Origin of the sequence: [Flexibacter] sp. ATCC 35208 (genome assembly GCF_001975825.1) — a bacterium.
Lineage (GTDB): Bacteria > Bacteroidota > Bacteroidia > Chitinophagales > Chitinophagaceae > Chitinophaga.
This window is the reverse complement of the sequence record NZ_MTKN01000050.1, coordinates 1-12,960: the sequence shown is the minus strand read 5'-3', so window position 1 is coordinate 12,960 and position 12,960 is coordinate 1. Positions and strand designations below refer to the sequence as shown.

10 protein-coding genes are annotated in these 12,960 nt (G+C 39.8%); 6 read left to right on the top strand and 4 right to left on the bottom strand.

Annotation, left to right across the window (positions count from 1 at the left end):
- Window positions 1-164 precede the first annotated feature (164 nt).
- The 4 genes from BW716_RS25555 to BW716_RS25540 all read left to right on the top strand — a co-directional run bounded on the left by BW716_RS25555 (window position 165) and on the right by BW716_RS25540 (window position 9,131).
- Window positions 165-1,265 (top strand): AAA family ATPase, encoded by a 1,101-nt coding sequence (locus BW716_RS25555; RefSeq protein ID WP_083727426.1) that lies wholly within the window; start codon window positions 165-167, stop codon window positions 1,263-1,265.
- 17 nt (window positions 1,266-1,282) lie between these two features.
- Window positions 1,283-3,529, top strand: coding sequence for a S8 family peptidase (locus BW716_RS25550; RefSeq protein ID WP_083727424.1), 2,247 nt, complete (start codon window positions 1,283-1,285; stop codon window positions 3,527-3,529).
- A gap of 183 nt (window positions 3,530-3,712) precedes the next feature.
- Window positions 3,713-7,819 carry an RNA-binding domain-containing protein gene (locus BW716_RS25545; RefSeq protein WP_083727421.1) on the top strand — a complete coding sequence of 1,369 codons (4,107 nt, stop codon included), beginning with the start codon at window positions 3,713-3,715 and terminating at the stop codon, window positions 7,817-7,819.
- 202 nt (window positions 7,820-8,021) lie between these two features.
- Window positions 8,022-9,131: a serine hydrolase gene (locus BW716_RS25540; protein WP_083727419.1), complete on the top strand. Its 1,110-nt coding sequence runs from the start codon at window positions 8,022-8,024 to the stop codon at window positions 9,129-9,131.
- Between the two features lie 169 nt (window positions 9,132-9,300).
- Here BW716_RS25540 and BW716_RS25535 read toward each other — a convergent pair whose 3' ends face one another.
- A complete protein-coding gene (locus BW716_RS25535) occupies window positions 9,301-9,849 on the bottom strand; it encodes a hypothetical protein (RefSeq protein ID WP_083727417.1) in 549 nt (182 codons plus the stop codon).
- A 111-nt stretch (window positions 9,850-9,960) separates the two neighbouring features.
- Between BW716_RS25535 and BW716_RS25530 the strand changes: the two genes are divergently transcribed.
- On the top strand, window positions 9,961-10,137 hold the full coding sequence (locus BW716_RS25530; RefSeq protein ID WP_083727415.1) for an SDR family NAD(P)-dependent oxidoreductase: 177 nt from the start codon (window positions 9,961-9,963) through the stop codon (window positions 10,135-10,137).
- 58 nt (window positions 10,138-10,195) lie between these two features.
- Here the strand turns inward: BW716_RS25530 and BW716_RS25525 are convergent, their stop codons facing one another.
- The 3 genes from BW716_RS25525 to BW716_RS25515 are packed head-to-tail and all read right to left on the bottom strand — an operon-like array spanning window position 10,196 to window position 12,178.
- Entirely contained in the window at window positions 10,196-10,771 is a 576-nt protein-coding gene (locus BW716_RS25525; protein WP_083727413.1) for a DinB family protein, read from the bottom strand.
- 45 nt (window positions 10,772-10,816) lie between these two features.
- A complete protein-coding gene (locus BW716_RS25520) occupies window positions 10,817-11,308 on the bottom strand; it encodes a DinB family protein (RefSeq protein WP_235643946.1) in 492 nt (163 codons plus the stop codon).
- 60 nt (window positions 11,309-11,368) lie between these two features.
- Window positions 11,369-12,178, bottom strand: a complete 810-nt coding sequence (locus BW716_RS25515) for a helix-turn-helix transcriptional regulator (protein WP_083727409.1) — start codon at window positions 12,176-12,178, stop codon at window positions 11,369-11,371.
- A gap of 188 nt (window positions 12,179-12,366) precedes the next feature.
- On the opposite strand from BW716_RS25515, the gene BW716_RS25510 reads away from it, so the two are divergent.
- Window positions 12,367-12,756: a VOC family protein gene (locus tag BW716_RS25510; RefSeq protein ID WP_083727407.1), complete on the top strand. Its 390-nt coding sequence runs from the start codon at window positions 12,367-12,369 to the stop codon at window positions 12,754-12,756.
- Window positions 12,757-12,960 lie beyond the last annotated feature (204 nt).

Sequence of the window (12,960 nt, the reverse complement as noted above, 5' to 3'; positions counted from 1 at the left end):
ACTGATTTTCAATAATATAATATTATTATGGAAGATTGTTGCTACAATAAGTTTAAAATATTCCATAATTTGGATTGGGATTACAGTCTCTATATGTTACTTTTGACAAACATTGGAAGAGGTGAGTATAAAACTTATCTCCTCTCTTCCGAAAAACTTAACGCATGGATGCTATAATAAAAGAATTAACGAATGATTTTGTTCAGTTGGCAAGGATCGCCCTCACAGGAAGGCAGCAAGATATACAATTGCTCATTCATCGGGCCTCAAAGAAGTTCAAAACATTGAATCCTGAATTAGCTGAATCCTTGATTGCATTAATAAAGGAATCGCCAACTCGGATCGCTCCTTTACGAAAAAGAGCCGAACCCCCCTTGCCCGTCGATTTGGATTCACGTTTACAGTTGCTAAGAGTGGAACAGGGAAATTTGGATTCTGAGCCAATTTTATCGGAGGATATTAAAGCGAGTTTATATCAGTTGTTATTTGAACGTAGAAATACGCAAGCATTATTTAACCATGGCTTGGTTCCTACAAAATCAGTATTATTTAACGGACCTCCCGGCGTGGGTAAGACAATGGCAGCTAAATGGATAGCAGCTAAATTGAACAAACCGTTGTTGGTACTTGATCTTGCAGCAGTAATGAGCAGTTTTCTGGGACGAACGGGTAATAATATTCGTTTTGTTCTGGATTATGCAAAGAACACAGATTGTATATTGCTTTTGGATGAACTTGACGCAATTGCTAAACGTAGGGATGATTCTTCGGAGATTGGTGAGTTGAAACGTTTAGTTACCGTACTACTTCAAGAAATTGACGACTGGCCGTCAACTGGTATCTTGATTGCTGCGACAAATCACCCAGACCTACTAGACCCTGCCGTCTGGAGAAGATTTGAAATGGTTTTAAAATTCAATAATCCAACCATTGATCAAATCGAGCACCAGGTTAGCTATCTATTGAAAGAGCATATAGTTAAAGTTGACGAATGGAGCAAGATCTTGTCCTTTATCTTTAATGGCGCGTCATTTAGTGAAATTGAGCGAAAAATCAATCAATTGCGTAAAAGTGTCGTTGTCGAAGGCAGTTCATTGGAAGAAAAACTCGAACAGCTGATATCATCCAATGACGCCTTAAGTAAAGAGCAAAAAATAGAATTGGCGAGAATATTATATGACAGCGGAATTGTTACTCAACGTAGGGCTCAGCAACTAACTGGGGTAGCTAGGGATACCATTAGAAAAAATTTAAAAAAGGTTTAATTTGTTAAAACATCATCATGGCAAAGATTAATTTTCTTTTAGGCAAGGGTGAACGCTTAACCGAAGACGTTCGGGTTATTAGTGGTGGAGGGGATAAAGCCTCTCCCTACACGTTCTCCGAAGCAAAGAAGCGGCTTCAACCTATGCTTCGCAATGTTGTAGAAAAGATAGAAAATTTGCCGGATGATGCTTGTCCTAATGACTATGCGATTGCTACAATTACACTAAATCCAGAATACATCGCAAAATCTTATTACCCATCTGAGTTATTACGAGCTGTGGGATTGGAAACAGTGGGTAGTAAGCCTAAACAGATTTTACCAGCCAAGCGCAGCAAAGGACGGAAACCTGAGCTTTCGCTTACCACCGAAATATTTGTTTATGGAAAAAGAAAGGCATTTCGAAAATGGGCTAAAGAGTTTTCCGAATGGAGCGAATATCAAGATGGCGCAGCTCAAATTATTGAAATCGAGGAAATCTCTTTTCCTGAACCATCTAATAAGATTAAAGATTTTGAAGACGATGGAAGTCGAGTGGTTTTTGAAGTAGTATTACATATGAACGAAGCAATTTCTGAAAGCTTTCAATTAGGAAATTTCAGAGAGTACCTTGAAAAATTGGGTGTTTTCACAAGTTTTGATCGGAGATTTTATGCAGGGGGGCTATGCTTTTTAGAGATAGAAGCAGCGCCAGATTTGGCAACGCGGGTAGCTGAATACAGCCTGATTCGTGTAATGAGAAAAATGCCAGAACTTCGCCTGCTAAGACCCACCATTAGATCTGTAGGATCAGAGAATAGCGTATCTATAGTGCTACCTGAAGTTGGTCCGATGGACCCGACAATAAAAGTGGCTATCTTTGACGGTGGAATACCCGCAGATCATGAGCTATGCAAATGGGCAACACCTTATGAGTATCCAGATATGCTTCCAGCCTCGGATCAGTTGTTAGCACATGGTGTCGGTGTAACCTCTGCATTTCTTTTTGGTCATATTGACCCAAGGAAACCACTACCAAGACCTTATTCATTTGTTGATCATTACCGTGTACTGGATGATACTTCAGGTCAGAACCCATATGAATTATTCGAAGTTCTAAATCGTATCGAAGACATACTAAGAACCAATCGATATGAATTTATCAATCTAAGTTTGGGACCATGTTTGCCAATAGAAGATGATGAAGTGCATGCCTGGACTGCTGTATTAGACGGCTACCTTTCAGACGGGGAAACTCTGGCGACCATTGCTGTTGGTAATGACGGTGAAGGCGATCCACTTATCAGGGCTAATCGCGTGCAGGTGCCTTCGGATTGCGTAAACGCTATCGCGGTAGGAGCCTGTGATGTTCCGGATGCTAATTGGCAACGTGCACCTTACAGCTCAGTGGGCCCAGGTAGAAGCCCAGGGTTAATTAAGCCAGATCTTGTTGATTTTGGGGGTTCAATTCAACGACCTTTTTTGACCTTGGATCATACAAATGGCCTTAAGTTAACTCCTACAGGTGGAACGAGTTTTTCATCTCCTTCAGCCCTTAGACTTGGATCAGGAGTTAGAGCGCATTTTGGCAATTCTCTAAATGCACTAGCCATTAAAACACTTTTAATTCATTCGGCAGAACGTGTCGATCTACCAATGTTTGAGGTTGGCTGGGGACGTATTGCTCGTACGTTGGATGATATCGTAGTTTGTGAAGATCACATAATGCGTGTAGTATTTCAGGGGAGTATTAGCGCCTCCAAATACATACGTGTTCCTATTCCGCTACCAGCAGGACAGTTATCCGGCAAGGTTACGATCAAGGCAACTCTTTGTTATGCGACTGATGTCGATCCCCATCACCCTGGTAATTATACAAGAAGCGGATTGGAAGTGACTTTTAGACCAAATAGAAATAGCAAGAGAAAAGTAAAGGAGGGAGAAAATGAGCCGCTTCACGCATCCAGTAAAACATTCTTTGGCAACTCTGCTAAAGCGGCACAAACGGAAGACGAATTGCGAAGAGATGCATGGAAATGGGAAAATTGTATACATGCACAAAACCGTTTTCTTGGTAAGAGTTTGGTTGAGCCAGTATTCGATATACATTATAACGCAAGAATGGATGGCCATAATGATACGAAAAAACAGGAGTTACAATATGCTTTGGTGGTTACAGTAGAAGCCCCTAAGGTGACCGATCTGTATGACCAGGTTGTTCGCCGATATGCTACTCAATTAGAGCAACTTCAACCAGTTATTGATATACCAGTTCGGATACGGTAATTACAGTAAATGGTATTCATAGAATAACTGGCAGCATAAGCTGAACTCTTGTTCAATAGCAGCAGATGGAAAATAAAGTTTATCGATTACTGGCAGATTCTCGAACAAATAGAACAATGTCAAGTCGTGAATCACCTAGGGCGGATATCAAAAAATACACATTGTTAAAAATCGCAGGAAAAGATGGATGGTAGTTTATTTGAATATCTATTATCAAGGCCGGAAACCAAGATTATTGATTTTAAAGTCGAGACGTATGATTTTTCTAAAAATAGGGATCATGAAGATGCTAAATTAGTCAAGGATATTTTATCATTCGCGAATACCATCCGCACCGAGACAGCTTACATTATTGCAGGGGTCAAGATTAACCAAGGTAAAAAGGAATTGCTCGGGATCACCGGTATGTTGGATGATGCGAGCCTCCAACAGAAAGTTAAAAGCAAGATCCAGTTAACGCCTCATTTTCTTTCCTATGACTTCCATTATCAAGGAAAGGTTTTTGGTATTATTGAGATCCCTGTACACCCTTATAAGCAGCCACTTTGGGCAACGGTACCATTAAAAGGATGTGAAATCAGCAAGGTTTACCATCGTGTGGGTACGTCTAACACAGAAGTAAAGGCAGGTGAATTTTTGGCGATCATAGAATGGTTGGAGAAATTAAGTGGAGCGTCATTACCACCACCAACCAAACCAGTGATTGAACCCTTGGAGCATTATATACAAAGAACTGTCACGTCTGCCGGCGGCGATACTTTATCGCAATTTTTACTTGACCCCGACCCTTTGGAGAAAGCCTTAGAAAATCATAAAAAAGTTGCCCTTTTAGGATGGGGACTAAGCGGAAAAACTACGGAGCTAAAACGTGTCGGGCATCTTTTGTCTTTAAAAGAGGATAACTATGTATATCTCATACCTTTTAAAGACCATACAGATGAGCCTATAGTAAGCCACATCCCGCATATTGATCGAATAAATCCTGCTAACCTTTTCGTTTTACTAGATGGATTGGATGAAGTGCTGCCTGCAGAATTCGAAACTGCGCGAAGGCATATAGGAAAATTTGTACATGATTACCCGGAAGCAACTGTTGTCGTTTCTTGCCGAACTAATTTTTATGTAACTGATCCCAATGACAATGGACTTGGGACACTTACTAATTTTGAGTCATACAGGCTGAATAATTTAAAGCCTAAAGACGTTGATTGTTATCTGGATGAAAAATACCCCAAAGACAAAACCGCTTTTTTGCAAGAAGTAAGCAAAAAGAAACTTAATGAATTGTTGGCTGTCCCGTATTATCTGGTTAAGTTTTCCGATCAATTTAAGTTGCACCGCAAGATACCGGGAAGCAAAGCCGAATTATTCGGTATAGAAATAAAGGTGCTAATCGCCAAAGATATTGCAAAAATAGAGCACACAGGCCGAGAAGTCTATGAAAAGCGTCTTTTCAATATGTTTAAAGAGTTGGCGTTTATAATGGAGGCAAAAGGGACAAATACCCTATCTACAAATGAATTAGCCGAGATTTTCCCTAATAGGAGTGATTTGAGTTTGGTAATGAGTGCTGGGTCAGTATTTTTTGGTACGGACGGTACACAGAAAATATGGCGCTTTAATCATAATAACACCCAGGAATACCTTGCAGCAATAGTTCTGGTTGATCTTACTTTTGTCCAAATCAAAAGGATAATTGGCAACAGACCTGACTATCATAGGATAAAACCTAGCTGGGTCAATACCTTGTCCTTTTTAAATAGCATTTTAGGGCCTGACGCACCGTTAAAGTACCAGATTACCAATTGGATAGTAAAATGTAACCGGGAATTAGCCATATTGCTTGATCCCGAAAATATTACTAATGAATTTAGATACAAGGTATTTACAGAAATATTCAATGACTTTAAACGCAAAAAGAGGCAGATCAACCGCAATTTTTATAGGATAGAGGATCTTGCAAGGTTTTCCGAATGTATTGCTGTATTTGACTTCCTGCTTTTAGAATTGAAGAGGCATAATAATAACGCCTGCATAGCCAATATACTTAATATTATAAATCACTATGAACTGCAAAGGTATCCTGAATATCAGGATGCCTTTAAGCCACATTACCATAAATATCTCTTCAAAGATCAGTCTGAGCATCAATATTTGGCACTAGTTGGATTTGTATCTCTGTTTAATTTAACAAAAGATGAGTTTGAGGAGGTCTTCGAAAAGCTGCGGGATAATGATAATACTTGGATCAGATACCAACTCTTTATGGGTATCTGGCTGACCAATAGCCAGGACAGGCTTCTTGACTATGTGTTGGAGCAAGCCAGATTCCTGCTGGCAGAAGACAGATTAGATAAACGCAGAAATAATAATGAAATGCGGTTGACGAATGAGTATCGGGAAATTACCAATTGCTTGAAGAGAATCAACAGTGTAAAAGCTTTGACACAACTGTTTATCGAGATCAAAAAGGATTTTCTTGTATTTAAACACTCTATTTATTTCGAAAAAATTTTCGACAGCGTACTTGATAAGGCAGCAAAATACCCGACAGACACTATGCTATTCAATGCCATAGATGATTTATTTTTAGAGTATCATCATGTTATCCTTCATGATAATCTGCTGAAGTCCGTTTTTCCCCGATACTATAAAATGACGGGGCGAGTTGATGCTATCCTTGATTTGTTGTACTCAAAAAAAGAACCTGCTGACTATTCGGTGCGTTATACCATTGGTGCTATGGCAGAACCTGCATTTATAGATTATTTGTTCCAAAAACATCAGGCAGGACAAATTACTTCTGAATATATCAAAACGGTTCACCGATCCATAAAACTTTATAAAAATCCTAACGAAGTATATTTTAGTCGAATATTTAGTCTAAGTGAAAAGTCTGCAGAAGTAGTCAGAGATTTCAGGAAGGAAGAAGAAGATAACCATAGAAACTTAGCAGCACTTTTTGACAAAAATGGATACCTATTTGAAATCAGAAAAATATTCGATGCTTTTGGGAAAAACACGTTGACTAATGAAGATCGATATAGCAACGAGGACCCCGATTATTGGGGTCCAGAATTTTGCGAGGTTGCAAGGGAAGCTCTGGAACTACACGCCCACGGTACAGCTGCCTTGTGGGAAGACATTTCAGCAAGCATCGAAAAGAATTTCGAAATCCATTTTATTAACCGTATTTACGAATATATAGTTAAACATAGCGAGGTAAAACTTAGCGATGCCCAACGGAATCATATTATCTTATGGTGCGACCAACAAGTAAAACTTGTAAAGTTCAAAGGAGCTATTACGCAGAAAACCGCTTTAAAGTGGAAATGGAAGATTGATGCGCTGATATTGTCATTTTTCATCAGGTTACTTAATCTCAGTCATTATGAGGATGACATTTACTTGGATATGTTATCATTTCTAAAAGATGGAGACTCCATCATTGACATCACTGCTTTTGTGGAGGAAACAATTGGTGTTGAAAAAACGAGGATACGCATTCTTGAAAATCTAAATTCTGGAATTTTTAACGGTCAAATAATCAAAGCCCACGTTGATTTCCTTGTTCGCCATGAGCTTACAGAAGCTGTTAATCTGCTTATCCCGTATTTTCAATCAGAAACAAGTGTCGATCGACATCAATTATTAAAAGTATATGTAGATTTGAAGGGTGACATTGAAAAGCTGTATTTCTTATTAGATCAATCTGATCATTATTTTCGAAACAGCCTCATAGAACAGTTTCTCCGGAAAGAAAGCTCAACCATCAGAACTTATTTGAAAGAAAAATTTGTGGCGGAGAAGGATGGGCTGGAAAAATTAAATTTTTCTAAATATTTGATTAGATTACAAGACCTAAAAGCATTAAAATACTATGTCAATTATTTAAAGCAAGCAAACTCGGTCCCGGACGATTCTTCTCCTGTCAATCCGCTTTATAGTCTCCGTGAAAAAAGATTTACTTGGACGATTTTAAATCTTTATGAAATTGCACAGCAACCGCAGTTTCATTCGGATTCTTTTTCTGATCTACGGAGTATTTGTTCGATCGCCCTTCAGAATATTGCACTTAATAACGGAAACTTCCCTTACGTTAAACAAAGAATTATTCTTTGGATCATGGCAAGAAAACTCATCAATAAGTTTAAACCAATGCCGATAAACTTGCTAAAAGATATTGAGTTTTTACTGGAAAATTTCGACAGGCAATTTTATGTAACTAATGTAGTAATGCTATCCCAGCAAGAAGCCATGGAATTATACCATAAAATCGCAAAAAAATAAACCTTGTCATTTCCTGAAAAGGTTTATAAGATTTCTTGAGTGATATAATATTGTGACTATTCTTTAAGCTAGTATATTAGTTTATTGAACTTTAATCTGATTAGGATCCTTTTCTTCCAGCTTACTGCCAAGCGGTTTTGAAGGTGCTATATTATAGAGTTAAATTAAATTTCATAAATTAGGCAATACATCCCTTCAAAAAATGAAACTTAGTACCCATATTCTGATTGTTTGTACACTTTTACCATTCATTGCCTATCCGCAAAAGACACTGCTTGACAGCCTTTTGGCCGATAAACACATTGCTGGTTTTGAAGCGATCACCATTGAGAAAGGCAAAGTCATATGGACGGGTTATTACGGCTATCAAAACATAGAAAAGAAAATACCCGTAGGGCCTAACACAATTTTTGAAGCTGCCTCCACATCGAAAACAGTCACCGCCGCTGCTGTAATGCAATTGTATGCAGCTGGCAAGTTTAAGCTGGATGACGATGTCAATCATTACCTTGATTTTCATCTTGTCAATCCCGCATTCCCGGATAAAGCAATTACTTTCCGACAACTATTACAACATCGATCTTCCATTGATGATAATGTAGACTATCTGCATGAATTTTGGGAAACCAATCATGGAGATCCTACCATTCCGCTGCCTGCATTTATAAAGGATTATTTCACAACACAAGGCAGGCATTATGACAAAGAAAAGAACTTCTACACCTATTCACCCGGTGCAAAAACGAATTATTCCAATATGGGAATCGCATTGCTAGGATACCTTGTAGAAAGGCTCTCCGGCGTGGACTTTACCACATATTGCAAAACACATTTATTCACACCACTTGACATGCCGCATACCGGTTGGTTCCTGCATGATGTAGATAGTAATCAGGTCGCCATGCCCTACCGGTATGTCGATTCTCTGCATAACTACCAACCTTTAGGTTATGGAGGATTTCCTGATTACCCCGCCGGTAGTCTGCATACAAATGTCACACAGTTTGCCCATTTCCTCATTGCCTGGACGGGGCAGGGGATTTATAACAATAAGCAGGTGATAGATAGCAATGCCATCCAAACATTGACCCCTGATGAATTTAACCAGGGTTTTCATACCTGGTCCCAATATGCAACGAATAAAGGCGCTATCTTGTATTGTCATACCGGTTCTGCCAACGGTGTATCTTCATTTATATCCTATAGCCCGGGGAGTAAAAAAGGGATGATCTTTCTCTGTAATGGAGAACTGGAAAATAACAAAGCATGGAGAGATATAATCGATACACTTTATAGTCAGGGGTTTAAATGATAGTCAGGCGAGTAAATAATGGGCCTCTGGACAGAGTAAAATCGGCCTTATGGGGCTGACTAAAAAGTAAAATGAAGGTGTTCAGAATTGCGGAAAAGCAATTTCGGCTCCATCACCTACCCGAGAGGGGGGCCCCTTTTTGGTCAGCCCCATCTTCATTCACTTTTAACTATTCACCCACCTTAAATGATTCCGCCACCTTATCAAATATCGGCCTATACTTCGTCTTCTTATCAGGTGCACAAATCCCTGTAATCACATACGCAATCCCATCAGCAGGAAATACATACGCCATCAGATCCGCTTTCACACCCTGCATTTCCATCGTATAATTATACCACGCACCATGTATTCCATTTGCCTTAATATCCCCATTCGCCACTACTTTTGAACCCGGTAATATTTGTTCCAGTGAAGACAGTGATTTGGTAATATAAGTTTTAAGCGATACCCCCTGCATAGACTCTGTCACCATGTTAATATTGGGATTAGGTACTTCACCCGTTTGCGGAGAGATGATGTAGTAATAATTAATCCCCTGAATTGTCTTACGATCCGTAGTCCATCCTTCAGGCGTATCTAAATGAAAATGCTCACTACCTTTGTTTAAGTTGGTTTTGTTAATGGAGTTTAAAACGTCTTCTGCAGTTTTGGGTTGTTTGTTATTATTACATGCAAAAGCCAGGGTTAAAGCCAGTAGTCCCAATATTTTTTTCATGCTATCTGAAATTTAGGTTGAAGTCTAATACTGCGAAAATAGTATTTCTTGTCATATGACAAGTCCCTATTCTTTCTTTCATACCACCTTTACCGTATAAATAACATAAAAATGAAAACGATATTTATTACTGGCGCGTCATCAGGATTAGGCAGTGCCAGCGTAAAGGTATTTGCTGATAATGGATGGAGAGTAATAGCCACCATGCGAAACCCCGCTGCAGGAGCCGCTTTGGTGCAGTTGCCCAATGTACAGGTAATGCAACTGGATGTCAATAATTTACAATAATTGCAAACAGTGGTCAAAGAAGTAGCAGCCAATTACCCGGTGGATGTCGTGCTGAACTTTAGTTTATTGCTCTCAATGCCTGTGCCACATGTCTTTGTTCATGTGCTATCGTAAAACGAAAAGTATCGCCTAGTGAGAATTTTAACCAGCTACCCAGTGTCGTGGGAATTTTGATGCTTTCAAGATGCACCTGTTTTGCCTGTTCCAGTAGCTGCTTTGTTTTTTCCTGCCAGCTGATAAATTCATTGACTACCTGTTTTGCATCAAGGTTCGCGAGTGGTCTGTACCCCTTTGGGGCCTGCATCTTCATTCCCGGATGACCATCGGCTTTTGGCATCATCATCTTTGTAAAATAATTCCCCAGCAAACCGCTTTTGAATACAGGTGACGGAGAAGGCGGCAGACTACCTGTCAGTTTTCCCGTGATCGCCTTTTCGATGGCAGGAATGTAGAATCGGGCATATGCATTTAGATGGTCCAGGCATTGCGCCGCACTCCATTTGCCTGGTGCAGGCTGGCGCAATAATACTTCTTCCTTTGCAGGCAATAATTGTTCTTTTGCAATGTTCAACAGTACATCTACCTGCTGGTGCAATTCATTTAATAATGTTGGGGTATCAAATTTGCGTGACATAATGTTCCAAATATAGGAATTTGCCCCGACCTGCGGGGCAAATTCCTATATCCTGTAAAAGGTCGCGAGATCAATAGAAGACAGGTTTGTAAATCCCACCTGGCGCAGTAGTGTTACTAACTGCCCACGATGATAAGTAGAATGATTGATGATGTGTGAGAAGGTATGTACAAATGGTAACTGTGCTTCTCCACCACGTGGATACCTGAATGTAACAGGCTCCATCAGATCGTCTGATGGATAAGTGGTTAAAAAATCTTTCATACCAGTCGACGCCTTTTCCCAAATGTCGATCAAATCATGTTTTGTACCTGTAAATGTACCCGATATAAACACGGGTGCAGGATCTTTTGTCCAGAAATCAATCCAGATCTTCTCCGCACTGGCTATGTGTAAGGCTGTTTGTCGTACACTGCCGAAACTACTGGTCACCACCTGTTCCCATTGTGCATCGGTGATCTGTTGCAACCATTCGATCGCTTTATAATTAGCCCAGACATTATAACTGGCTAAGTCGAGGAGATATACTTTATTCATAGACCAAAGGTAGGCCCACATGCAGGTGGTAAATAACAGGCAGGCGTTCTAAAAGTATCGCTATGCGTTCAATTGGTATTGCTTGGGTGTAATACCATATATCTGTTTAAAAGACTGGATAAAACTCGAAAGGTTTTCATAACCCAGTTCATAATAGATCTCACTGGCTTTGCGGTGCTCATGTCGTAGCATCTTTGCCGCTCTTTCCATTCTCTTTTCCAACAGCCATTTATTCGGACTATTGCCATAGATACGTGCAAATTTACGCTTGAATGAAGAAAGACTCATATTGCAAAGAAAGGCCAGTTCTTCCACGGTGATATTACTATCAATATGTGAGGTGATGGCCTGACGGATCGCAAGTTCATCGTCACCTTCATAACGCATGTTCCTGATCTGTTCTAGTTGACCGGGATAATGTATGGCAAGGTATAAGAACAGTTCTTCCAGTTTTATTTTTTGCAACTCAGGATGAAATGATTTGTCATCAGTGAGCATGCAATCAAGAGAACGGACGAAATTGTCTAAAAATTCATCTTTGTCAAATCGTAGAAATGGATGAAGATCTGATTGTTTAGTAGTAGTACCCAACAATGCAGTATGCCGGTTAAAAAAGTCAGACAACAGCTGATTACTGAACAGGATCAGGATACTATGATAGTCTGCATTCTCCGCCGCGATCTTCTCACTCATCAGGCAGTTGCCAGCAGCCAGTAATACAAACTGATGTGGTTGAATTGTGACTTGTGTACCTGCAAAATGAACGGTTTTTTCACCATCCAGCAGGAAGGTGAACATGTTTTTTTCCAGCATGATCTTCGTTCTCGGTGCTGGTGTTTGAGTACGGTAGCGAATAATAGAAACAGGCATACTACAAAGTTAATTAAAACTGCAGCTGAATATCCGGGTTATAGATCTCCATGATATTTTCCGGAGATGCCAGCTCCTTAAACTATTTACAGATGAGGCAGACCTAAAACTGAAATTGTTTGGAAGGCTGCTGACATAGGGTTGTCACCCAGGGCCCTTTATTTTGTACCAGAAAAAACAATTATCACATGATTCTTTCCTCGATTCGTATCATTACTGCTGATATTCAGGGCCTTGTTAAATTTTATGAAGAAGCTACAGGGCTTCCATTTAACTGGTTTACGGAAGACTTTGCCGAACTGAAAACTGCCGGTGCGGCACTGGCGATAGGTAGTACCCGCACGCTTGCACTTTTTGGTGGCAATGTGGCGGAGCCGGCGCAAAACAAATCAGTGATCATTGAATTTAAGGTAGATGATGTAGATGCTGCTTATGAGCGTATACCTGCGGAAACGGTTGTGCAACAGCCTACGACTATGCCCTGGGGTAATCGTTCTTTGTTATTCAGAGATCCGGATGGGAACCTTGTTAACTTCTTTACGCCTGTAAGCGAGGATGCGAAGAAGCGATTTGCTTAAGCAGGAAATTCCATTTTTGCCATTTAAAGATCCGGTTCACGGGTAGAAAGTACCTCCGGAAAACGTTTTATTCAAATAGCAGAAGTAGTTTTCTTCGGCTATTTGAATTTTTGGTATATGGGCCTATCCGACCTTTTCAATACCGGATATTATATTAAAAGAAAAAAATTTCCCTCATCTTTTAAAATGAAGTTGTTTACACTT

What these genes read in the sequence shown, in the direction of transcription:
- BW716_RS25555 (WP_083727426.1), top strand. Translation starts at nt 165, where the DNA reads ATGGATGCTATAATAAAAGAATTAACGAATGATTTTGTTCAGTTGGCA.
- BW716_RS25550 (WP_083727424.1), top strand. Translation starts at nt 1,283, where the DNA reads ATGGCAAAGATTAATTTTCTTTTAGGCAAGGGTGAACGCTTAACCGAA.
- BW716_RS25545 (WP_083727421.1), top strand. Translation starts at nt 3,713, where the DNA reads ATGGATGGTAGTTTATTTGAATATCTATTATCAAGGCCGGAAACCAAG.
- BW716_RS25540 (WP_083727419.1), top strand. Translation starts at nt 8,022, where the DNA reads ATGAAACTTAGTACCCATATTCTGATTGTTTGTACACTTTTACCATTC.
- BW716_RS25535 (WP_083727417.1), bottom strand. Translation starts at nt 9,849, where the DNA reads ATGAAAAAAATATTGGGACTACTGGCTTTAACCCTGGCTTTTGCATGT.
- BW716_RS25530 (WP_083727415.1), top strand. Translation starts at nt 9,961, where the DNA reads ATGAAAACGATATTTATTACTGGCGCGTCATCAGGATTAGGCAGTGCC.
- BW716_RS25525 (WP_083727413.1), bottom strand. Translation starts at nt 10,771, where the DNA reads ATGTCACGCAAATTTGATACCCCAACATTATTAAATGAATTGCACCAG.
- BW716_RS25520 (WP_235643946.1), bottom strand. Translation starts at nt 11,308, where the DNA reads ATGAATAAAGTATATCTCCTCGACTTAGCCAGTTATAATGTCTGGGCT.
- BW716_RS25515 (WP_083727409.1), bottom strand. Translation starts at nt 12,178, where the DNA reads ATGCCTGTTTCTATTATTCGCTACCGTACTCAAACACCAGCACCGAGA.
- BW716_RS25510 (WP_083727407.1), top strand. Translation starts at nt 12,367, where the DNA reads ATGATTCTTTCCTCGATTCGTATCATTACTGCTGATATTCAGGGCCTT.